The organism is Rhodococcus sp. WY5, assembly GCF_018588185.1.
GTDB lineage: Bacteria > Actinomycetota > Actinomycetes > Mycobacteriales > Mycobacteriaceae > Rhodococcus_F > Rhodococcus_F qingshengii.
On record NZ_JAAMPR010000001.1, the window covers coordinates 4,325,317 to 4,349,219 of the forward strand.

Genomic DNA, 23,903 nt, shown 5'->3' on the forward strand with positions numbered 1-23,903 from the left:
TGCCGCCCGAGCGGTAGCTGTGGGTGCGGTCACCCAGCCAAGCCTGCGTTGCGCAGGCCCGCAGTCTGCATGAAGATTGTTTCGGTCAACTTGCCCTGAATTCTCACAGGACAAGCGTACTGTTAGACTTGGACCAAGAGGTACCACCGGTCAGGACAGGTTCTACTGCAGCTCCGATGTTCGGACAGTTCTCACGCGAACTGTGCGATTGGCGTGAGCTACGGAGGATCTTCCCGGCCGAAGTACCTCGCTTCAGCTGCCGACACAGCCCCGTCGGTAGCGACCCTCATAGACGAGTGGAGCAGACGTGAGCACCAGTATCGATTCATTCGGAGCCAAGGGAACCCTCGAGGTCGGTGAGAACTCTTACGAGATCTTCCGCCTCTCGGCCGTCCCCGGCACCGAGAAATTGCCCTATTCCTTGAAGGTTCTCGCCGAGAACCTTCTCCGCACCGAAGACGGCGCCAACATCACCGCGGATCACATCCGCGCAATCGCAAGCTGGGATCCCTCAGCCGAGCCGAGCATCGAAATCCAGTTCACGCCTGCCCGCGTGATCATGCAGGACTTCACCGGCGTTCCTTGCATCGTCGACCTCGCCACCATGCGTGAGGCCGTCACCACCCTCGGCGGCGACCCGAACAAGGTCAACCCGCTCTCCCCCGCCGACATGGTCATCGACCACTCGGTCATCCTCGACGTCTTCGGCCAGGCCGACGCACTCGAGCGCAACGTCGACCTCGAATACGAGCGCAACGGCGAGCGTTACCAGTTCCTCCGTTGGGGCCAGGGCGCATTCGACGACTTCAAGGTCGTCCCCCCGGGAATGGGCATCGTTCACCAGGTCAACATCGAGTACCTGGCACCCACCGTCATGTCGCGTAACGGACAGGCATACCCCGACACCTGTGTCGGCACCGACTCGCACACCACGATGGTCAACGGCCTCGGCGTGCTCGGCTGGGGCGTCGGCGGCATCGAGGCCGAGGCAGCAATGCTCGGCCAGCCCGTCTCCATGCTGATCCCCCGCGTCGTCGGCTTCAAGCTCTCCGGTGAGATCAAGCCCGGCGTCACCGCAACCGACGTCGTGCTCACCGCCACCGAGATGCTCCGTAAGCACGGCGTCGTCGGCAAGTTCGTCGAGTTCTACGGCAACGGTGTTGCCGAGGTTCCGCTCGCGAACCGCGCGACGCTGGGCAACATGAGCCCCGAATTCGGTTCCACCGCAGCGATCTTCCCGATCGACGCCGAGACCATCGAATACCTGCGCCTCACCGGCCGCAGCGACGAGCAGCTCGCTCTCGTCGAGGCGTACGCCAAGGAACAGGGCCTGTGGCACAACCCCGACAAGGAACCCGTCTTCTCGGAGTACATCGAGCTGGATCTGGGCACCGTTGTTCCCTCGATCGCCGGCCCGAAGCGCCCGCAGGACCGAATCCTGTTGTCGGAGTCCAAGACTGCGTTCCGCAAGGACATCCACAACTACGTGGAAGAGAACCACCCGACCGAGCACACCCAGCTCGACGAGGCAGTCGAAGAGTCCTTCCCGGCTTCCGATCCCGCGGTTCTGTCGTTTGCCGACGACGGAGCGGTCGACGTTCTCTCTGCTGCCAACGGTGCAGAAGGCCGTCCGAGCAAGCCGGTCGTCGTCAAGTCCGACGCCGGTGAGTTCGTTCTCGACCACGGCGCCGTCGTCGTTGCAGGTATCACCTCCTGCACCAACACGTCCAACCCGTCGGTCATGCTCGGTGCTGCACTGCTCGCACGCAACGCCGTCGAAAAGGGCCTCGCCACCAAGCCGTGGGTCAAGACCAACATGGCTCCCGGTTCGCAGGTCGTCACCGACTACTACGAGAAGGCCGGCCTGTGGCCGTACCTCGAGAAGCTCGGTTACTACCTCGGTGGTTACGGCTGCACCACGTGCATCGGTAACACCGGACCGCTGCCCGAGGCAGTCTCGAAGGCGATCAACGACAACGACCTCTCGGTCACCGCGGTGCTCTCGGGTAACCGTAACTTCGAGGGACGTATCTCCCCCGACGTCAAGATGAACTACCTGGCTTCCCCGCCGCTCGTGATTGCCTACGGCCTCGCCGGAACCATGGACTTCGACTTCGAGACCGATTCGCTCGGTAACGACACCGACGGAAACCCCGTCTACCTCAAGGACATCTGGCCGTCCACGCAGGAAATCGAAGAGACCATCAAGTCCTCGATCGACCAGGACATGTTCCGCAAGTCGTACGCAACCATCTTTGCGGGCGACAGCCGCTGGCAGAACCTCGAAACCCCGAAGGGTGACACCTTCGAGTGGGACGAGAACTCCACCTACGTGCGGAAGCCACCTTACTTCGACGGCATGACGATGGATCCGGCTCCGGTCAAGGACATCAAGGGCGCTCGCGTCCTCGCACTGCTCGGCGACTCGGTCACCACCGACCACATCAGCCCGGCAGGTCCGATCAAGGTCGGTACCCCCGCTGCGCAGTACCTCGACTCCCATGGCGTCGAGCGTGCGGATTACAACTCGCTCGGCTCGCGTCGCGGTAACCACGAGGTCATGATTCGCGGAACGTTCGCGAACATCCGTCTGCGCAACCAGCTCCTCGACGACGTCTCCGGTGGTTACACCCGCGACTTCACGCAGGAAGGCGCACCGCAGGCATTCATCTACGACGCGTCGCAGAACTACCAGGCAGCCGGCATCCCGCTGGTCGTCCTGGGCGGCAAGGAGTACGGCTCCGGATCCTCGCGTGACTGGGCAGCCAAGGGCACGAGCCTGCTCGGCGTCAAGGCCGTCATCACCGAGTCGTTCGAGCGCATCCACCGCTCCAACCTGATCGGCATGGGCGTTGTCCCGCTGCAGTTCCCGGTCGGCGAGTCCGCAGGTTCGCTCAAGCTCGACGGCACCGAGACCTTCGACATCGAAGGTGTCGAGAAGCTCAACGAGGGCGTCACCCCGAAGACCATGAAGGTCACGGCGACGCGCGAGAACGGCGAGAAGGTCGTGTTCGACGCAGTCGTACGCATCGACACCCCCGGCGAAGCGGATTACTACCGCAACGGTGGCATCCTGCAGTACGTGCTTCGCAACATGATCCGGGGCTAGTAGGCACTACGTGCCTGTGAGCACTTTCGGCCCCTGACGGGTCACAAAGCGCTCACGACCACTTTCGCCGGAAGGCGAACCAGGTTTCATCGGTGGTCGTGAGCGCTTTGTGCACTGAGTCGACATTCAGCGCCTACGGCCGAAAGTGTTCACAGGCAACCCGACAAAGGAGGGATGCCCGTGCCCAAGGTCAGTGAAGACCATCTCGCGGCACGGCGCAGTCAGATCCTTGACGGCGCCCGCCGCTGCTTTGCGGAATACGGCTACGACGGCGCCACAGTTCGCCGTCTCGAAGAAGTCACCGGTTTGTCCCGCGGAGCGATCTTCCATCACTTCAAGGACAAGGACGGCCTGTTCCTCGCTCTCGCAAGCGAGGATGCGAGCCGGATGGCAGATGTCGTCGCCGAAGAGGGCCTCGTCCAGGTCATGCGGGACATGCTCGCGCAGCCCGACCAATTCGATTGGCTGGGAACGCGACTGGAGATAGCGCGTCGACTGCGCAACGACGCCGATTTCCGCGAGAAGTGGTCACAGCGCTCCGTAGAACTGACGGAAGCGACCAGTGCGCGTCTCGCCAGACAGAAATCGGCAGGCAGACTCCGTGACGACGTCCCCACCGAAATTCTGATCGGGTATCTGGATCTGGTGATGGACGGCCTGGTCGCGAGAATCGCCTCCGGCCACGGCGTCGACAACCTGTCAGCGGTTCTCGATCTGGTCGAGGAATCGGTGCGGCGGAGAGATTGAGGGGCTTCGCCCCTGTGCGCCTTTTTGGTAGTTCCCACTACCAAAAAGGCGCACAGGGGGTTAGGCGAGCTGGATCAGCTCGAGGTACTCCTGCGACCAGTGGTCCTCGTTGCCGTCGGGCAGGAGGATGACCCGCTCGGGGTTGAGTGCCTCGGCAGCACCCGGATCGTGGGTGACCAGGACGACGGCACCGGTGTAGCTGCGGAGCGCGTCGAGCACCTGCTCGCGTGAGATCGGGTCCAGGTTGTTGGTGGGCTCGTCGAGAAGCAGAACGTTGGCAGCGGACGACACCAGACCGGCCAGAGCCAGACGCGTCTTCTCACCACCCGAGAGCGTTCCGGCCGGCTGTTCGAGCTGCGGGCCGGTGAACATGAAGGCACCGAGCAGCGAACGCAGTTCCTGCTCCCCTGTGTCCGGCGCGGCGTGGCGGATGTTCTCCCACACGGACGCGTCGTCGTCGAGGGTGTCGTGCTCCTGAGCGAAGTAACCGACCTTGAGTCCGTGACCGGCGATCAGCTCACCAGCGTCCGCTTTCTCCGCGCCCGCGAGGATGCGGAGCAGTGTGGTCTTACCTGCACCGTTGAGTCCGAGGATCACCACACGAGACCCACGATCGATCGCGAGATCGACACCGGTGAAGATCTCGAGCGAGCCGTACACCTTGGTGAGGTTCTTGCCCATCAGCGGAGTCTTGCCACAAGCGGCGGGTTCGGGGAAACGAATCCGCGCAACCTTGTCCGAGACACGTTCGGCATCGAGGTTCGCCATCAATTTGTCGGCTCGCTTGGCCATGTTCTGAGCCGCGACGGCCTTGGTTGCCTTTGCGCCCATCTTGGCGGCCTGAATCCGCAGCGCACCGGCCTTCTTCTCGGCGTTGGCGCGCTCGCGGCGACGACGCTGCTCGTCCGTGGCACGAGCGTCGAGGTACTTCTTCCAGTTCATGTTGTAGACGTCGGCCTCACCGCGGACGGCGTCGAGGAACCACACGCGGTTGACGACGTCGTTGAGCAGGTCGACGTCGTGGCTGATGACCACCAGTCCACCCTCGTGGTTCTGGAGGAAGCCACGCAGCCAGGTGATGGAGTCGGCGTCGAGGTGGTTGGTGGGCTCGTCGAGCAGCAGAGTCGTGTCCGAGCGGGCACCGCTGCCGTCGGAGGCGGCGAAGAGGATGCGCGCCAATTCGACGCGACGACGCTGACCGCCGGACAGCGTGCTGAGCGGCTGCCCGAGAATGCGGTCTTCGAGACCGAGGCTGCTGGTGATGCGTGCGGCTTCACTCTCGGCTTCGTATCCGCCGAGGGCCGAGAACCGATCCTCGAGCTGACCGTACTTCTTGACCGCGCGGTCCTGCGATTCCTGATCGAGCACCTCGCCCATCAGAATCTGCTGCTTCTCCATCTCGCGGAGCATCGTGTCGAGGCCACGTGCGGAGAGAACCCGGTCCTTGGCGAGGACGCTCAGGTCGCCCTCTTTGGGGTCCTGCGGGAGGTATCCGAGTTCACCGGTACGTACGACGCTTCCCGCATATGCCTCACCTTCGCCGGCGAGGATGCGCAGTGTGGTCGTCTTTCCGGCTCCGTTACGTCCGACGAGTCCGATCCGGTCGCCCGGCTGGATGCGCAACGAAGGCCCGGGAGCCGTGAGAAGGGTGCGGACACCGGCACGAACTTCGAGGTCAGTGGCGGTAATCAAGCAAACTCCTCAGGAAAAACGACGAATACGGGTAAACAATGCCTGACTACAGACACAAGAACTATCGATTTTACCGTGACCTGACGGTCGTTCCGACCAGCAGCGTGTGAGTCCGCTAACGTTCGGGACATGACTAGCGAAAACAGCACTCGTCCTCGCGACCTCGAAGGCCGTGCCGCCATCGTCACCGGCGCAAGTCGCGGAATCGGCAAAGCTGTCGCCGCCGAACTCCTCGCTCGCGGTGCCGACGTCTTGATCACAGCCCGCAAGCCGGAGCCTCTCGAGGCCGCCGCATCCGAGCTGTCCGCTCTGGGGCACGGCGGAAAGGTCGTCGCATTCGCGGGCAACGCAGCCGATGCCGAAGCCCGCTCCGGTGCCGTCGACCGCGCCGTGTCCGAATTCGGTTCACTCGACATTCTGGTCAACAACACCGGAATCAACCCCGTCTTCGGTTCGCTCATGGAAGCGGACCTCGACGCCGTGCGCAAGATCTTCGACGTGAATGTGGTTGCCGCCCTCGGTTACGTCCAGCAAGCACATCGGGCATGGATGGGCGAACACGGTGGAGCCGTCGTGAACCTGGCAAGTGTGGCCGGGATCCGGTCGACGGGCGTCATCGCGGCGTACGGCGCGTCGAAGGCTGCGCTCATCCGCCTGACGGAAGAACTGGCCTGGCAACTGGGACCGAAGATTCGTGTCAACGCCGTAGCTCCCGGGATCGTCAAGACGCAGTTCGCGGCAGCCCTGGTCGCTGCCGGCGAGGACAAGGCGTCGGCGGGCTACCCGATGAAGCGGCTCGGCACCCCCGAGGACGTTGCCGGTCTGGTCGGCTTCCTCGTCTCCGACGCGGCGGCGTGGATCACGGGCGAAACGGTCCGGGTCGACGGCGGTCTGCTCGCAACGGGATCGATGTAGTGCGCCGGTCGTGAGCACAGACAACTCTTCCGCCGACGTGGTGATCGTCGGTGGCGGCCCGGCCGGGCGGGCACTCGCCACCCGCTGTATCGCCCGGCAACTCACCGTCGTCGTTGTCGATCCGCATCCCCATCGGGTGTGGACGCCGACCTATTCGGCGTGGGCTGACGAGCTGCCGTCGTGGCTGCCGGTCGATGTGATCGCAAGCCGGATCGAACGCCCGAGCGTGTGGACCCGCAGACAGAAGACGCTTGATCGCACATATTGCGTATTGAATACATCTTTACTGCAATCATTTCTCTCGGGCACATCCGTACAGTTCAGAGCCTTGCGTGCTCAAACACTGTCACCTACCGCCGTCCTGTGCGTGGACGGATCGCAGCTGACAGGTTCCGTCGTCATCGACGCCCGGGGTACCGAACTGACGGTGACAACCGCCCAGCAGACCGCCTTCGGAGTGATCGTCGACCGCGCGCTGGCCGATCCGATTCTGGGTAGTGGCGAAGCCTGGTTCATGGACTGGCGACCAGACAACGGCGCCTCCGACGCCGACACTCCGTCGTTTCTCTATGCGGTCCCACTCGACGACGAGCGAGTCCTCATCGAGGAGACCTGCCTCGTCGGCCGGCCGGCGTTGGGACTCCGCGAACTCGAAGCGCGTCTGCGCACCCGACTTCGCAATCGGGGCTGCGAAGTCCCCGACGACGCACCGGTCGAGCGAGTCCGTTTTGCAGTCGAAGGCCCGAAGGAGTCGTTCCCCGACGGTGTCCTCCGGTTCGGCGGGCGAGGCGGTCTGATGCATCCGGGAACCGGATACAGCGTTGCCTCGTCACTCGCCGAGGCAGACGCTGTCGCCAAAGCAATCGCCGACGGTGGAGATCCCAACGCGGCGCTCTGGCCGCGGTCGGCCAAGGCGGTGTCTGCCCTTCGCCGCGTTGGCCTGAACGCACTTCTCATCCTCGGCTCGGGAGAGGTCGCGACATTCTTCGACACGTTCTTCGATCTACCGGTCGAGGCTCAGCGGTCCTACCTGTCCGATCGGCGGGACGCGTCCGCGACGGCGAAGGTGATGGCAACCCTGTTCCGATCGTCACCGTGGCACGTCCGAAAGACGTTGATGCGCGCGCCGTTTCTGAGGTGAGCACTTCGGACCGACTACTGCGCTCCCATCGAGCCGGCGATCATCGGCCAGGAATTGTGTAGGTCGTCCTGCCAGTAGCCCCACGAGTGGGTTCCGGTCGGCTTGAAGTCGAAGGTCGCGGGGATGCCCAGTGCGTTCAGTCGGTCCGCCAAGCCGTGCGTGCACCCGTTGACCGCGGATTCGATGATGCCGCCGACGACGATCTGATTCAGGAGCGCTCCGGGATTTCCGTTCACATCGGGTGCCTGAAGGTTGTCGTGCGGACCTGGCAGCCCGGATCCGGTGGAAACGTACAGTGCGGTCCCCCGCAACTTCTCCGCGTTCACGACCGGATCGTTCTCGCGCCATCCCGGACCGTCGAACGGTCCCCACATGTTTGTCGGATCAGCGCCACCCCGCGCGCCGACCACCAACCGCACATAGTCCTGACCCGGCTGGGTGGAAGTCTCCGCGCACCCGCTGTAGGCCCCGACACTCCGATAAAGCCCTGGTGCCGAGATCGCGAGATTGAGTACCGACGTCGCCGTCATCGAAATCGCCGCGATGGAGTTGACCCCGTTGGTACCGAACTGCGCATCGATGACGGGCGGCAGTTCGCGAGTGAGGAACGTCTGCCACTTGTTGCGCCCGAGTACGGGATCGTCTTTCTGCCAGTCGGTGTAGTAGCTGAACGCTCCTTCCAGCGGCGTCACGACGTTGACGTTCTTGTCGGCGAAGAAGTCCAGGACATCGGTCCGTCCTTCCCACGTTGCACTGTCCTCGCCACCACCGGCGCCGTTGAGCAGATACAACGTAGGCCGTGGGGCGCTCGTGTCGGCGGGGAGGATCACCTCGAGTGGAATGTCGCGGCCCATCGCATCGGAGTGGACGCTGATGGTTACGGTGCGTGCCGGATCTGCGTTCGCGGGCCAAGGCGCAAACAGCAGTGGAACCAGTGAAATCGCCAGCGCCGCGGTGACGCGTCGACGGTAGGTTCGGATTCTCATCGGAGCGTCCCCCCAGGTGTGCGAGTCGGGTTCTCGAAGCGGATACCCGCTCGATACGCCCCGAACCGACCCATCCACACGCAACGGTTCGGGATCAACCGTGATCGTTTGCCTCGCGCAAACGGCCGGCGGCGACCATCATGGGAGGCATGCGCTCGATTTGGAAAGGCTCGATAGCCTTCGGTCTGGTCAACGTCCCGGTCAAGGTGTACTCGGCGACCGAGGACCACGACATCCGATTTCACCAGGTCCATGCAAAAGACGGTGGCCGCATCAAGTACAACCGTGTGTGTTCCGAGTGCGGAAACACGGTTCAGTTCGCCGACATCGACAAGGCGTACGACTCGGAAGACGGATCGCGCGTCATCTTGAGCGACGAGGACTTCAACAAACTCCCGGCTGCGGAGAAGCACGAGATTCCGGTGCTGGAATTCGTGCCGAACGATCAGATCGATCCGATCTTGTTCGAGAAGAGTTACTTCCTCGAGCCCGATTCGGCGTCGCCGAAGGCGTACGTCCTGCTTTCGACTGTGCTCACCGAGAGTGATCGAACGGCACTGGTGCATTTCACGCTGCGACAGAAGACGCGCCTGGCCGCGATGCGCGCTCGCGATGGTGTTCTGGTGATCCAGACCTTGCTGTGGCCCGACGAAGTTCGTGCAGCAGAGTTCCCTTCCCTCGACGACGTGGAGAAGCCGAAGGCGAAGGAACTGAAGATGGCGCAGACGCTCGTCGAGAGCATGGCGGGCGATTTCGATCCGACCGAGTTCACCGACGACTATCAGCTCCAACTGAGGCAGTTGCTCGACGAGATGATCGAGAACGGCGGCAAGAAGGTCATCCCGGCCGCCGAGGTCGACCAAGAGGGCACCGACGCAGAGGTGGTGGACCTGGTTGCCGCACTGCAGCGCAGTGTGGACGAAGCGAAGTCGAACGCCTCCAAGGCCGGCTCGTCGAAGTCGACTACACCGAGGAAGAAACGAGCCTGAGTCAGCCGCGCACGTCTTGGATCTCGATCAGAGCGTCCAACTCTGCGTCGACGTCCGGAGCCGCGTGACGACCCGTTCCGACCGCAAGGTTGATCACGGGTCCGATCGCCTCCAGACCTGCCTCGGTGAACATTTCGGCGTGTGACGTGGGCACCGGACGGTCGATGATCACCCCGGAGACGAACGGTCGCCACGCCGACGCGGTTCGCAGCGGGTCGAAGGTGTCGGCGTGTGCCGAGAAGAACAGCAGATCGCCCACGAACTTGCCCGGGCGGTATCGGTGAGCCAGTTCGGCGCCGGCGGAGTATTCCTCGAACAGTCGCTCGATCCGATCGCTCGAGACCAAGGGGTGATCGCCGATGGCTTCGCGCAAGAGTGCTTCGGCGTCCTCGGGTGTCAGATCACGCACGCCGGTGTCCGGGACCGAGATCCCCAACCCGCCGATCAGTTCGGCGAGAGAAGGCTGCGCGCCCGCCATCGTCGGGTCTTCGAGAACGAAGCTGTCGAGCAGAATCAGGTCGGCGACGCTCTCACCCGCGGCTTGCAACTGCACCGCCGCCGCGTGAGCGATCAATCCGCCGATCGACCACCCCAGCAGGTGATACGGACCGTGCGGCTGAACTCCGCGAATTTCCTCGACGTACCGCGCCGCGAAGTCCTCGATCAGCTCCGCCCGAAATTCGGAGTCCGTCAGGACCGGCGACTGCAGGCCGTAGAGCGGCCGGCTGGAGTCGACGTAGCGATCGAGCGCTCCGTAGCACCAGGCCAATCCGATGGCCGGATGGATGCAGAACAGTGGCTCGGCGCGGCCTTCCGGACGTAGTGGCAGGACTACCGCAAGTGCGGAGGTATCCGCGTCACTTGTCACAACTGTTGCCTCGAGTTCGAAGAGTCTGCGCGCCAATGCCTCCGGAGTCGGGTCGGAGAATATCCACGCGACGGGGACGGTCATGCTGGTGCGTTCTTTGATGGCAGCGACCAAACGCGTTGCCATGAGTGAGTTGCCGCCGAGTTCGAAGAAACTCGAATCGGCGTACGTGTCTACGTCGGCCAGATCGAGTACCTCTGCGAAAGCAGCGCAGATCGCGATCTCGTCGCTGCCTTCCGGACTGCGTCCACTCGGCGACTCCCAGTTGGGAGCAGGCAGAGCGCTGCGATCGAGCTTGCCCGCCGGTGTGGTCGGGACTGCGCCGATCACGACAACAGCGGACGGGATCATGTGCGCAGGCAGCGATATACCTGCGTGACGGCGTAGCGCGGCGGCGTCGAAGTCCGCATGTGCCGGGACGACGTACGCGACGATCCGAGCGTCGATGCCCTCCCCGACGACGACGCTGACAGCCGAATGCACGGAGGCTTCCGCTGCCAGCACCGCGTCGATTTCTCCGAGTTCGATTCGGAACCCTCGGATCTTGACCTGGTGGTCTGCGCGTCCGAGGTAGATCAGTGCCCCTGAGCGATCTTCGCGCACAAGATCCCCGGTGCGGTACATCCGAGCGCCTTCGGGTCCATGCGGGTCGGCGACGAAGCGCGCGGCTGTGAGTGCGGGGTTGCCGAGGTACCCGCGGGCGAGACCGTCGCCGCTGACGTAGAGCTCACCGACGACCTGGCCGGGAACCGAGTGCAGTCGGGAATCGAGAATCATCGCGTCCACGCCGCGGATCGGGCCGCCGATCGTCACGGGCTCCCCCGCGACCAGCGAATCACTGATGGTGACGGCGACGGTGGCCTCGGTCGGGCCGTACGCGTTGAACATTCGGCGCCCCGGTGCCCACCGAGATACGAGGTCGGCGGAACAGGCGTCGCCGCCGACGACGACGGCTTCGAGATGGTCGAGCCCGGCGGGATCGACAGTCGCCAAGGCGGCTGGAGTCACGAAAGCATGGGTGATCGTCTGCTCGTCGAGCAGTTCGTGCAATTCGACACCGCCGAGAACTGTCGGCGGCGCTATCACCATCGTTGCGCCGGCGCCGAAAGCCAGAAGGAGCTCGAGAACCGACGCGTCGAAGCTCGTCGAGGCGAAGCTCAGAGCGCGAGAGTGCGCGGTGACGCCGAAACGCTCCCGCTGTTCGTCGGCAAACGCTGCCAGTCCCGCATGAGTGACCAACACGCCCTTGGGTTTTCCTGTCGAGCCCGAGGTGTAGATCAAGTAGGCCGGGTTGTCGAACTCGAGTGGCGCGTCCGGCAGTGTCTCGGAATGGACTGCCTCGATTTCGGTGGTGAATTCGATCGCATCCAACTCGATCCACGATGTGACGCCCGGAAGGTCGGCCGCATACTCGCCCCTGGTGATACCGAGTGCCGCTCCACTGTCGGTGAGCATGTGCTCGATCCGCTCGGCGGGGTACGCCGGATCCACGGGAAGAAACACTCCGCCGGCTTTCGCTACGGCCCAGAGCGCGATCACATAGTCGGCCGACCTCGGAAGCGCCAGTGCCACCATCATTTCCGGCGCTATTCCGCGAGCGATCAACGCAAACGCCATAGCGTCGGAGCGTCGGTCGAGTTCGCCGTACGTGAGCGTGACGGATGTGGCGACGTCGACGATTGCCGGAGCGTGCGGATCGGCAGCGCCGCGAAGCAGCAACTCCGGCAAGGTCAAAGCATCGCCGGCCGGACGTCCGGGCAACGCACGCAGGCGACGTCCCGCAAGATCCACGTCACCGACGACGGCGGAGGGCTGGGCAGTCAGTGTCTCGACGATCGTTTCCAGCATCACTGCAAACGACTCCGCCGTATCGGTGTCGAAGAGATCCTTCGCGTAGGTGAGGGAGGCCTCGTAGCCGCCGCCTTCCTCCGCGGTCTGTTCGACAACGGTGAACTGCAGGTCGTACTTGGCGATGTCCGGTGTGATCTCATGGGCACGAACGGCAAGTCCAGGCAGGTCCCACGTCGTCGGGTGGGCGCCGTGGAACGAGATCATCGTCTGGAACACCGGATGACGGTCGGTGCTCCGGGTCGGCGCCACCACGTCCACGACCTGCTCGAACGGAATGTCCGCGTGGGCGAAGGCGTCGAGATCGACGGAGCGGACAGTACGCAGAACGTCGACGAACGTCGACCCGGGGTCGACTGTCGTGCGCAGTCCGACCGTGCCCACGAACATTCCCACGAGGTCGTCGAGAACTCGGTGTCCTCGCCCGGCGACCGGAGATCCGATCACGATGTCGGTGCTTCGACTCAGCCTGGACAGCAGGACGGCATAGGCAGCGTGCAGCACCATGAACGGCGTCGCCGCATTGGCTCCGGCAACCGCCTCGACCGCGATCCGGGTGTGCGCCGGAAGCGAGACCGCCGTGTGGGCACCGCTCAACGACTGGGTGCGCGGGCGCGCTCGATCGCTCGGAAGGTCGATCAATTCAGGTGCTCCCCGCAACGTCTCCCGCCAGTACGACGCCTGTGCCCCGAGCACGCTCTCGGATTCGTTCACCGAGCCCAGCGCTTTCCGCTGCCAGATGGCGAAGTCCGCGTAGTGCACTTCGAGCGGGGTGAACTCGGGAGCGTGTCCCGAACTTCTCGCGACGTAGGCGGTGAGCACGTCCTTCATCAACGGCGCGATCGACCATCCGTCCGCCGCGATGTGGTGGATCACGATGACAAGTGTGTGGTGCTGCGGCGTCGATTCGAGCAGGAGCGCGCGAACGGGAGCTTGGGTCGTGATGTCGAATCCACGCGACGCGAATTCTCTGGCGAGCTCTGCCGGTTCACGGGTGTCCGCATTTCCGTACTCGAGCGAGGTGAATGCATCCTGGATCACCTGGTGTGGACCGGTGCCGGAGTCGGGGAACACCGTGCGCAGGATTTCGTGCCTTTCGATCACGTCGAGGACCGCAGCTTCGAGGGCCGGCACGTCGAGTGCACCGTCGAGGGAGATCGCAGCAGGGACGTTGTACGCGGGTGAGCCGGGATCCATCTGGTTGAGGAACCAGATGCGTGCTTGCGCGTAGGACAGCGGAATTCGCTCGGGGCGGTCTACGGCGGTGATCGGTGGAAGCGCCTTCGCCCCGGCGGATGTGTCGAGCGCAGTGGCAAGTTCCCGAATTTCGGGGTGCTCGAACAGCATTCGGACAGGCACCTGCCTGCCCAACGACTCGCCGAGTCGCTGGGCCAGTCTGGTGGCGAGCAGTGAGTTGCCACCGAGTTCGAAGAAACTGTCCGACGCACTGATCTGTTCGATACCCAGCAGTTCCGCCACGACGCCGGCAACCTGGAGTTCGGTCGCGGTCGTCAGCGGCTCGACACTTCGCTCGGACGAACGCAGTGTCGGCGCCGGCAATGCCGATCGGTCGAGCTTCCCGACGGGGGTCAGCGGTACGTGATCGATCGGGGTGATCGCCGACGGCACCATGAAGGCGGGCAGTGAGCGGCGCGCATGGCTCAGCAACTCGTCCATCTCGACCGCATCGGCACCGAGCACTACGTACGACGCCAACATCGTCTCACCGGAAGCTGCGTCGACGCCCACGGTGACCGCGAACTCGACGCCGGGGTAAGTGCTGAGGACGGAGTCGATCTCGCCCAGTTCGATGCGGAATCCGCGCACTTTCACCTGGTGATCGGAGCGTCCGACGTATTCGATCGTCCCGAGCGGCGTCCACCGAACCAAGTCACCGGTCCGGTACATGCGGGTGCCGGCCGGGCCGAACGGCGCTGCCACGAATCGCGTCGCCGTCAAGGCGGGTTGGTCGAGGTAGCCGCGGGCAAGTCCCAGGCCGGCGATGTAGAGCTCACCGGTGACCCCGACGGGTACCGGCTGAGCCGAGCCGTCGAGAATTACCGCGGACACGCCGCGGACGGGCCCGCCGATGGTCACGGTCTCCCCCACGCTCAAGGCATCACTGATGCAGACCATGACGGTGGTTTCCGTCGGCCCGTAGCCGTTGAACAATCGGCGACCCTGTGCCCACTTACGGACCAGTTCGGGTGAGCATGCCTCGCCACCGACAACGATCGACTGCAAGACGTCCAGCCCGGTGGGATCGACCGAGGCCAGCGCTGCCGGTGTGATGAACGCGTGGGTCACCTGGTGATCGGTGACCAATTCGGCGAGGTCCTGGCCGCCGTAGACGTCGGGAGAGGCGATCACCATCGTCGCGCCTTCACCGACTGCGAGCAGCAGTTCGAGGATGGATGCGTCGAAGCTCGGTGAGGAGAAGTGCAGCGTCCGCGACTGCGCCGAGATGCCGTAACGCGCCGTCTGCTCGGCCGCCAATGCGCTCAGGCCACGGTGAGTGACGCTGACACCCTTGGGCTTTCCTGTCGATCCGGAGGTGTAGATGATGTAGGCGAGGTTGTCGATTCGGATCGGCGCGGCCGGAACCGGCTGCCCGACACCGTCGCCGTGGATGTCGTCCATTGTCATCCACGGAACCGGGCGGGGCAGTGATTCGATCACCGCTTCCGTCGTCACTCCGCGAGTGGCTCCGGAGTCGGTGAGCATGTGCAGAATGCGATCGGCGGGGTATCGCGGATCGACCGGAACAAACGCGGCGCCGGTCAAGGAAACGCCCCACAAGGCGACGATAGAGTCGATCGAGCGCGGAATCGCGATCGCCACAATGTCTTCGGCACCGATCCCTTCCGTGGTCAGACGGCGGGCAAGCGCCGATGCACGGGCGAAGAGATCTCGGTAGAGCACGGTGGTGTCACCGGATCGAAGGGCCACCGAATCGCCTGAACGGGTGGCGGTCCGCGTCAATATTTCGGCCAAGGTACGCGAGGCTGTCCACGCCGGACCGCGAACCGGCATCAGCGACGCCCGCTCGAGGGTGCTGAGGAAATCTAGGTCGCCGATCGCGGTCTCCGGATCTGCGGCGACGGCGCGGGCCACCGACTGCACACGCGCGGCGATCGTTTCCGCGGTGGCAATGTCGAAGAGCGCCTCGGCGAACCTGAGCGACCCGGTGATCTCGGTCTTCTCGGAATCGCCTGCCAGCAGGGTGAACTCGAGGTCGAACTTCGCGACGGACGGTTCGAGTGCTTGCGCTTCGAGATGCGCGTCGTGGACCGTGACCTGCGGCGAGACCACATTCTGGTGGTACGACAGCATGACCTGAAACAGGGGGTGTCGCGTAGTGGACCGGTCGAGATCGAGGGCGTCGACCAGCACCTCGAAGGGCAGCTCGGGGTGCGCAAAGGCGGCAAGGTCGCGTTCACGGACGACCTCGAGCAGGGAGGTGAACGACGCTCGGTGATCGACCGGCGTCCGAAGCGGTACCGAATTGACGAACATCCCGATCAGGGAATCCAGCTCGGGTCGCCCGCGGCCTGCCACCGGGGTGCCGACCACCACGTCGTCGGTTGCACCGAGACGCGCGAGAACAACCGCCAGGATCGCGTGTACGACCATGAACTGCGTCGAGCCACTGCGCCTCGCCAAGGCGGCGAGACGCTCCCCGGTCGCCGCGTCGATGACGATCGGCACCGATCCGACGGCGGTCGTGGAGACAGATCCGCGTGGGCGATCGACCGGTAGCAGTACCTCGTCCGGGGCACCAGCCATGGCAGTGGTCCAGAAGGTCAGTTCGCGGGCAACCAGAGACTCCTGGTCGCCGACCTGTCCGAGCGAGTCTTGCTGCCACACCGCGTAGTCGGCGTACTGCACGTCGAGCGGTGTGAAAACCGGGGCGTCTCCAACGACGCGTGCGGAGTACGCCGCGACGAAATCTGTCGCAAAGGGAGTCAGGGACCAGCCGTCGAAGGCGATGTGGTGGATGACGACGACCAGTACGTGAGCGCCGGCGTCCTCGCGCACCAGCATGGCCCGAATCGGCAGATCCGAACCGAGATCGAACCCACGCGCCGCGAACTCCGTCGTCGCCGCGTCCACACCTTCGGATCCGCAGTAGCGCTCGACGGAGAACTGCACGTCGGAGAGCGCTCGGATGACCTGGCTCGGGCCGTCGGCGCTGTCGACGTAGATCGTTCGAAGCACCTCATGGCGTGCAATGACGTCCGCAAGCGCCTCCTCGAGTGCATCGCCGTGGATGTCTCCGGTGATGCGGATCGCGAACGGAATGTTGTAGACCGCGGACTGGGGGTCGAAGCGATTGACGAACCACAGGCGCTGTTGCGCGGCGGAGAGCGGTAGGCGGTCCGGCCGAGCGCCGGCGCTCAGGGCAGGTCGATCGTCTGATTCTTCGGCGCTCGCCGCCAGACGTGCAGCGAGCGCTTCGACGGTCGGCGCTTCGAAGATCGAGCGAACGTCCACCGTGAGTCCCGTCGCTGCGCTCAACCGCGCGGACACCTGCGTCGCGACGAGCGAGTTGCCCCCGAGATCGAAGAAGCTGTCTCCGGCCCGGACCTCGGGCACGTCGAGCAGTGAAGCGAACACGTCGGCAACGGTTCGTTCGAGTCCGGCCTCGGGTTCACGGCCCGTTCCGAGGATTTCGCGCGGTATCGGCGTCGGCAACGCTCTGCGATCGAGTTTGCCGACCGGAGTCAACGGAATGGCGTCGATCGGGGTGATCGACGACGGAATCATGTACCGCGGCAGCGTGTCGGCGAGTCCCACGAACAGCGACTCGATATCAGCGTCGCCGCTCAGCAACACGTACGACGCCAGAGTGGTACCCGCGGCGGATTCGACGGGAATCGTCGTGGCGAACTGGACGAGAGGGGAATCCATCAGAGCAGCGTCGATCTCGCCGAGTTCGATGCGGAACCCGCGGATCTTGAGCTGATGATCGCTGCGGCCCACGTAGCGAAGGGTCAGGTCCTTGGTCCAGCGGACCAGGTCACCGGTTCGGTACATCCGGGCACCGGGCGTCGAGTACGGATGCGCGACAAACCGATCCGACGTCAGCGCGGGACGAAGGTGGTAACCACGTGCAAGGCCCGGCCCACCGATGTACAGCTCGCCGACGCCGCCGATCGGGACCGGTTGCAGCCGAGAGTCGAGCACCACGGCGTCGATTCCGCGGATGGGACCGCCGATGGTGATCGGCTCCCCCGGTGAGAGTGGGTCACTGATGGCAACCATGACAGTGGTTTCGGTCGGACCGTATCCGTTGTGCAGTCTGCGCCCGTTGCCCCAGCTCGAGACCAATTCCGGCGTGCACACGTCGCCGCCGACGACTACGCATTCCAGTGCCGTCACGCCCGCCGGATCGACGGTCGCCAGCGCAGCCGGAGTGATGAAGGCATGAGTGACCTCGTGACTTCGGAGGAACTCGCTCAACGCCTCCCCTCCGTAGATGTCGGGAGGGGCGATCACCATCGTCGCGCCGGTCGAACCGGCGAGCAGTAGCTCGAGTACGGCGCCGTCGAAGCTCGGTGACGCAAAATGCAGAGTTCGCGACCCGGCGGTGATCCGGTACCGATCCTGTTGTTCGCGAGCAAGATTGGCCAAACCCGCGTGAGTGACGACGGTGCCCTTCGGCACTCCGGTCGAGCCGGACGTGTAGATGACGTACGCGGCCGACGCCGCAGTGATCGACGCTGTTCTGTCAGCGTCGTCGATGGCAGCGTCGGAGTAGGCGGCACATTCTGCAACCGTGTCCGCGTCGCCGAGGTCGATCCAGACTGCGACGTTCCCACCGGCTGCCGGACCGGCCGCAACCTCGGCGGACCGAATTCCGATCCGCACACCCGAATCCGCGAGCATGTGCGCAACTCGATCTGCGGGATAACGGGGATCGACCGGGACGAAAACGCCACCGGCTTTGGTGACCGACCAGACTGCGAGCACGGAGTCGACCGATCGGGCGACGGCCAGTGCGACCGGTGTCTCGGGGCCGACTCCCAGGTCCATGAGGTATCGAGCGATCCGATTCGATCGACGCTCCAGCTCCCCGTACGAGAGTGAGCGCTCGGAGTCTTCGAGGGCGATCGCGTCGGGATACGTCCTCGCGGTGTCCCCGAGGATCTGCGCCAGCGTCGATTCGCCCACCGAAGCCACACCGCGTCGCGGCAACGTCGCGGCACTCTCCCGCGATCCGAGTACACGAAGGTCACCAACCGATGCAGTCGGTTCCGACACTGCCGATTCCACGAGGGTTACGAAGTTTCGCGCCAACGCTTCGACGGTCGCGTTGTCGAACAGGTCGGTGGAATAGGTGAACGTGGCATCGATTCCTGCTGCGGCCCCGGCCTCGTGACGTTCGGTGACGGTGAGCTCGAGGTCGAACTTGGTCAGCCCCGTCTCGACTGCCCGCGCCGTCATCGACACCCCTGCCAGTTCGGCTGTGTGAGCGGTGGTTATCCGCGAGGTGATGGCCGCTTGAAAGACCGGGTGGTGTGCGGGCGAGCGGTCCAGTTCGAGCGCGTCCACGACCACGTCGAAAGGCACGTCCGCATTGTCGAAGGCATCCACGTCGACGGCCCTGACCTGTGACAGGTATGCGGCGAACGTTGCGTCCCGATCGACGACGGTCCGCAGGGCAAGAGTGTTGACGAACATGCCGACGAGCAGATCGAGAGATCGGTCCCCTCGCCCTGCCACCGGTGTTCCGATGACGATGTCGTTCGTGCCGCTGTACCTGGCCAGAAGCAGGGCGAAGCACGCGTGCAGGGCGATGAACGGCGTGGCGTCGTGATCGGCGGCAAGTACAACGAGCTTCTGATGCGTGGAAGCGCCGATTCTGATGTCGACTCCGGCTCCGCGCATGGTCGGGTCGAGTGCGCGCGGACGGTCCGTCGGCAGGTGGAGCTGCTCGGGCGCTCCCGCCAGCTGCTGCTTCCAGAACGCGATCTGTGATTGGGCAAGTGAATCGGTGGATGACGCGTCGCCGAGGTGTTCTCGGTGCCAGAGCGTGTAGTCGGCGTACTGCACCGGAAGGGGTGCCCACTGCGGGCTGTTGCCGCCGACGCGGGCGGCGTAGGCGCCGGTGAGATCAGCAGCCAACGGCGCGAGCGACCAACCGTCGGCCACCATGTGGTGCAGAACCACTACGAGGACAGCTTCCTCGTCATCGCCTTCCTTCTCGGCGGCGACAGTGATCAGCAGGTAGCGCACCGGACGTTCGCGGACCAGATCGAAACCGGCCGAAGAGAATTCGAAGATCACTCTCTCGAGGCTTCCGCGTTCCACGTCGATCGACTCGAGCTCTGCGATCCCCTCGCCCAGGCCCAGAACCTTCTGCGTCGCGTTGTCCCCGATCTGAGGAAACACGGTGCGTAGTGACTCGTGACGTGTCACGACGTCCACGATCGCGGCACTGAGTGCGTCGGGATCGACGGCGCCGCGCAACGACACCGCCAGTGGAATGTTGTACGCACCTGATTCCGGTGCCACGCGGTTCAGGAACCACAGTCGCTGCTGCGCGGGAGCGAGAGGCAGTACAGGCGGCCGGGCCACGACCTGAATACCGTCGGCGTCCGGGGTCTGTGCCGCACGCTCGATCGTCGCCGCGATCCCAGACACCGTGGGATGGTCGAAGAGTGCACGCAGCGGCATTTTAACCCCGGTGGCTTCGGTCAAGCGCGCTACCGCCGTCGTCGCTACCAGCGAGTTTCCGCCCAGATGGAAGAAATTATCGTCGAGTCCGAGCGGTCCACTACTCAGGATGTCAGCCAGAACCGCCGCAACCTTGCCCTCGGTCGGGGTCGTCGGAGGTCGGAAGACCTTGGTGGAGGCCAGGATAGGCGAAGGCAGCGCACGCCGGTCCAGTTTTCCGTTGGTGGTCAACGGAATCGAATCGAGGACCATGAAGGCATCGGGAACCATGTAGGTCGGGAGGGCTTCGGCGGCGTGAGCTCGGAGGGCGTCGGCGTCCACGACGTCGGAAGCGGTCACATAGGTCACGAGAGCGCCGCCCGCCGGCGTCGGAGCCACAACCGTCACAGCATCGTCGATTCCCGGCGCGCTGAGGATGACGGAGTCGATTTCGCCGAGTTCGATCCGGAATCCGCGGATCTTGACCTGCGCGTCGCCGCGTCCGAGGTACTCGAGTTGTCCGGGCGCAATCCATCGTGCGCGGTCGCCGGACCGGTACAACCGTCGTCCGCCGGCATTGAAAGGATCGGCAACGAACCGGCCCGCGGTGAGGTCTGGACGGCCCAGATAGCAACGGGCGAGTTGACCGCCCGCGACATAGATCTCCCCCGCGATCCCCACCGGGACCGGGGAGAGATGCTCGTCGAGCAGGTACACACGAAGTCCGTCGATCGCGTCACCGATCCGGCTGCCGGTCAGCGCACTCGCGCTCGCCCGGTCGAGTTCGAGATGGGTGACGTGCACCGTCGTCTCGGTGATGCCGTACATGTTGACGAGTGCAGGCGCGGATTCCGTGTGACTTTCGTACCCCGGGTGATTGTCGTACCAGCGCCCGAGTCGACGCAGGTCCAAGGCTTCGCCACCGAAGATCACGTACCGGAGCCGGGTCTCCGAATCGGCCCGAAGGTCGGCTTCGATGTACTGGTAGAAGGCCGAGGGCGTCTGATTGAGCACGGTGACGCCTTCTGCGGCGACCAGCGCCCGGAAGGCGTCAGGGTCGCGTGATACCTCGTGATCGACCAGGACCAGCGTTCCGCCGTGGAGCAGCGCGCCCCACAGTTCCCAGACCGAGAAGTCGAAGGCGAACGAGTGGAACATCGTCCACACGTCGTTGCCGTCGAATCCGAATTCGACGTGCGTGTTCTCGAACAATCGCACCACAGTGGCGTGGGTGACGGAGACACCTTTGGGTCGGCCCGTCGACCCCGAGGTGTAGATCACGTACGCCAGATTGTCGGCTCCGTGTCCGCGCGGGCGCTCATCGGTTTCCAGACTCTCACCGGAGTATTCGTCGGATTCGACGCCGACGACCACCACGTCAGAGTTCGGGAAGGCGGAGTTCGGGAAAGTGGAATCGGAGATGACGCACACCGGTTGCGCATCCTCGACCACGTATGCCAAACGCTCGGCGGGGTGTGCACGATCGAGTGGGAGGTATCCGCCGCCGGCCTTCACTACCGCGACAGCGGCAACGATCATGTCCACGGATTTCGGCAGCATGATTCCGACCAACGACTCGGATTGCACGCCATGATCGACGAGCTTGCGCGCCAACTGATTCGATCGTCGATCGAGTTCGCGGTACGACACGCGCTCGCTGCCCGCGACCACGGCGATCGCTTCCGGGGTCGCCCGAATGCGGTCGGAAAGGATCTCGGAGAGCGTTCGGACCGGGGTAATCGGCAGAACGGGCGGCACCAGCGCCTGGCGCGCCTCCGGGCGCAGTAGATCCACTGAGCCGAGCGCCGAGTGCGGAGTACCGACCATCGCGGTCAAGATTCGTAGATAACGGTCGGCGAGGTCCTCGGCTTGCTCTTTCGTGCCGAGCCAATCCAGAACACCGGAGATCGGCTGATCGAAATCGGCATGCTCACCAGTCGGAATCGCCAGGGAGACAAACAGTTCCGGCACGGTGGCCAGATCCGATCCGATAGGCGCACCGACCATGAGCCCCGGAAATCTCGGGTGAGCATCCAGCGGCTCCTCGAAACAGACCATCGCCCGGAACAACGGGCCCGTCTCGACCCAGCGGCCGTCACCGAGTGCGGCGGTCACCGAAGACAGAAGAATGTCTGCGTGTTCGAGAGCTTCGATTGCGACGGTGTCCACCGCACCGACCAGGTCGGTGAGCGTCATGGTGTTCGACACCGTCGAGCGAAGCACCAACTGGTTGGCGAACATCGAGACGAAATCGTCCGGATTGGAGGCGCCGTACCCTCGGACCGAGACGCCGATCGACACCTCGTCGGCCGAACCGACGCGGCGCAGCAGTCCGGCCATCGCAGACTGGAACAGCACGAACAGACTCGTGTTCATCGTCGTCGCCATCGTCTCGAGGCTCCGGCAGAGGCCTGCCTCGATCTCGAGGGGCGTGGACGTTCGACCGGATCCGGCGACGACCGGCAAACCCAGTTCCTCGGCGGGGTTCGACAAGGTCGCAGACCAGTACTCGACGTTGCGGGCGTGTTGAACTTCGGCGATCCATTTACCCGCGGCGTCGGGGTCGATATCCATCAATCGAGTTCCCGATTCCGCAGCGCAGAACAAGTCGAGGAACTCGAGGAAACGCCGGTGGTGACGCGAGATGTCCTCGTTGGTGTACAGGTCTGGATTCGCGGCGAAGTCGATCTGGATCTCTTCGGCTGCGGAAGTCTGATAGACGTTGACGGAGAGGTCTTCGATCGGCCCGGTCGAGATCACGTTCAGTTCGCCGTGCGCGTCCCCGAGAGTGATTCCGGAATGGAACAGCATGAGGTTGATCAACGGCCCGTGGAAGCCTCGTCCGTCGGCGATGCTGTGATCACCGGCGTTGAGGTCGCGTCGTAGGTCCTCGTGGCGGTATTTCTGATGACGCAGTGCGCCGGTGAGTTCGATCTTCACCTCGTGCAGCAAGTCCCCGACCGCGAAATGCGGATCGACGCTCGCACGTATCGGGACGACGTTCGACATCATTCCGCCGGACCTGCGAGCAGCTTTTGTCGTCCGCCCCGAGACCGGCAGGCTGAGGACCACGTCGCGGGTCCCGGTGGCCCGGGCGAGGTAAGCCGCCAGAGCACCGATCACCACTGACGACGTCGTCACATCGTGGGCGGCGGCCAGCCGTTCGAGGGAGCTCCGCAGTTCCGTAGGTACCGTCGCCGACCGTAGGCGAGACCATGCCTGCGACGGAGCAGTCGAGGACGCGAGCGAGGTTCCGCCCGGTTTGTCGGCCATCTTGGTGTTCCAGTAGTCGCGATCGCGCTCCCACCGCGTGGAGCCCAGATAGTCGGCCTCTGCCTTCACCAACGATTGGAGGGGGGCAGTTACCGCTGGGGGAACTGGCAGATCGCGCACCACAGCGGTGTAGATCTCGGCTGTGCGGTTCATCATCGACATCGCGCCGAAACCGTCGAGCGCCACATGATGAATACGGCTGTACCAGTAGTAATGGTCGTCGCGAAGCACCAGGACTGCCAGCCTGACCAGGCGATCGGTGAACGGATCGATGGCAGCAGTGTGCTCTCTGCGCATCCATTCCTGCGCTGCAGATTCCGGATCCGATTCGGCGCGAAGATCGACCACGTCGAGGGAGTCGTCCATGTCGAGATCGAGCCACTGACGCGCAACCCCGTCCACCTCGACCAGGCGCAGATATCCGGAGCCGATCTCACGGCCGGTCTGTTTGCTGGCAGCGGTCAGCAGCTCGATGTCGAGTGGGCCGTCCACGTCCACGTACTGAGCGATGCTGACGGGAATCTCGGGTCGAAGCTGTTGTGCGACAAGCAGGGAAAGTTGCGCGGCAGAAAGAGGGAAGGTGAGTTCGTCGTCCGGACGAGCTGCGGAAACGATTCCTCGGTCGGGACTGCCATCCACACGAATCTCCCTCTTACAACTTGATCATGATGCAAAC

At 64.2% G+C, this 23,903-nt stretch carries 8 protein-coding genes; 5 read left to right on the forward strand and 3 right to left on the reverse strand.

Features of this window, described 5'->3' with window-relative positions; all coding sequences use genetic code 11:
* Nucleotides 1-307: 307 nt before the first annotated feature.
* Both acnA and G4D79_RS19940 read left to right on the forward strand, forming a co-directional pair.
* Entirely contained in the window at nucleotides 308-3,109 is a 2,802-nt protein-coding gene (acnA, locus tag G4D79_RS19935; RefSeq protein ID WP_007727883.1) for an aconitate hydratase AcnA, read from the forward strand.
* A 180-nt stretch (nucleotides 3,110-3,289) separates the two neighbouring features.
* The gene (locus tag G4D79_RS19940) at nucleotides 3,290-3,856 is read left to right on the forward strand and encodes a TetR/AcrR family transcriptional regulator (protein ID WP_003944970.1); all 567 of its coding nucleotides are present in this window, start codon (nucleotides 3,290-3,292) and stop codon (nucleotides 3,854-3,856) included.
* A gap of 60 nt (nucleotides 3,857-3,916) precedes the next feature.
* Here the strand turns inward: G4D79_RS19940 and G4D79_RS19945 are convergent, their stop codons facing one another.
* The gene (locus tag G4D79_RS19945) at nucleotides 3,917-5,548 is read right to left on the reverse strand and encodes an ABC-F family ATP-binding cassette domain-containing protein (protein ID WP_003944932.1); all 1,632 of its coding nucleotides are present in this window, start codon (nucleotides 5,546-5,548) and stop codon (nucleotides 3,917-3,919) included.
* Between the two features lie 129 nt (nucleotides 5,549-5,677).
* Between G4D79_RS19945 and G4D79_RS19950 the strand changes: the two genes are divergently transcribed.
* Both G4D79_RS19950 and G4D79_RS19955 read left to right on the forward strand, forming a co-directional pair.
* Nucleotides 5,678-6,463: an SDR family oxidoreductase gene (locus G4D79_RS19950; protein WP_047270400.1), complete on the forward strand. Its 786-nt coding sequence runs from the start codon at nucleotides 5,678-5,680 to the stop codon at nucleotides 6,461-6,463.
* Nucleotides 6,464-6,473: 10 nt separating this feature from the next.
* The gene (locus tag G4D79_RS19955; protein WP_214514297.1) at nucleotides 6,474-7,604 is read left to right on the forward strand and encodes a lycopene cyclase family protein; all 1,131 of its coding nucleotides are present in this window, start codon (nucleotides 6,474-6,476) and stop codon (nucleotides 7,602-7,604) included.
* Nucleotides 7,605-7,618: 14 nt separating this feature from the next.
* Here the strand turns inward: G4D79_RS19955 and G4D79_RS19960 are convergent, their stop codons facing one another.
* Nucleotides 7,619-8,590 (reverse strand): alpha/beta hydrolase family protein, encoded by a 972-nt coding sequence (locus tag G4D79_RS19960; RefSeq protein WP_003944869.1) that lies wholly within the window; start codon nucleotides 8,588-8,590, stop codon nucleotides 7,619-7,621.
* A gap of 140 nt (nucleotides 8,591-8,730) precedes the next feature.
* Here G4D79_RS19960 and G4D79_RS19965 point away from each other — a divergent pair, with 140 nt between their 5' ends.
* Nucleotides 8,731-9,579 carry a Ku protein gene (locus G4D79_RS19965; RefSeq protein WP_020907736.1) on the forward strand — a complete coding sequence of 283 codons (849 nt, stop codon included), beginning with the start codon at nucleotides 8,731-8,733 and terminating at the stop codon, nucleotides 9,577-9,579.
* Nucleotide 9,580: 1 nt separating this feature from the next.
* Here the strand turns inward: G4D79_RS19965 and G4D79_RS19970 are convergent, their stop codons facing one another.
* Nucleotides 9,581-23,866 carry a non-ribosomal peptide synthetase gene (locus G4D79_RS19970; RefSeq protein ID WP_214514298.1) on the reverse strand — a complete coding sequence of 4,762 codons (14,286 nt, stop codon included), beginning with the start codon at nucleotides 23,864-23,866 and terminating at the stop codon, nucleotides 9,581-9,583.
* Nucleotides 23,867-23,903: the final 37 nt, after the last annotated feature.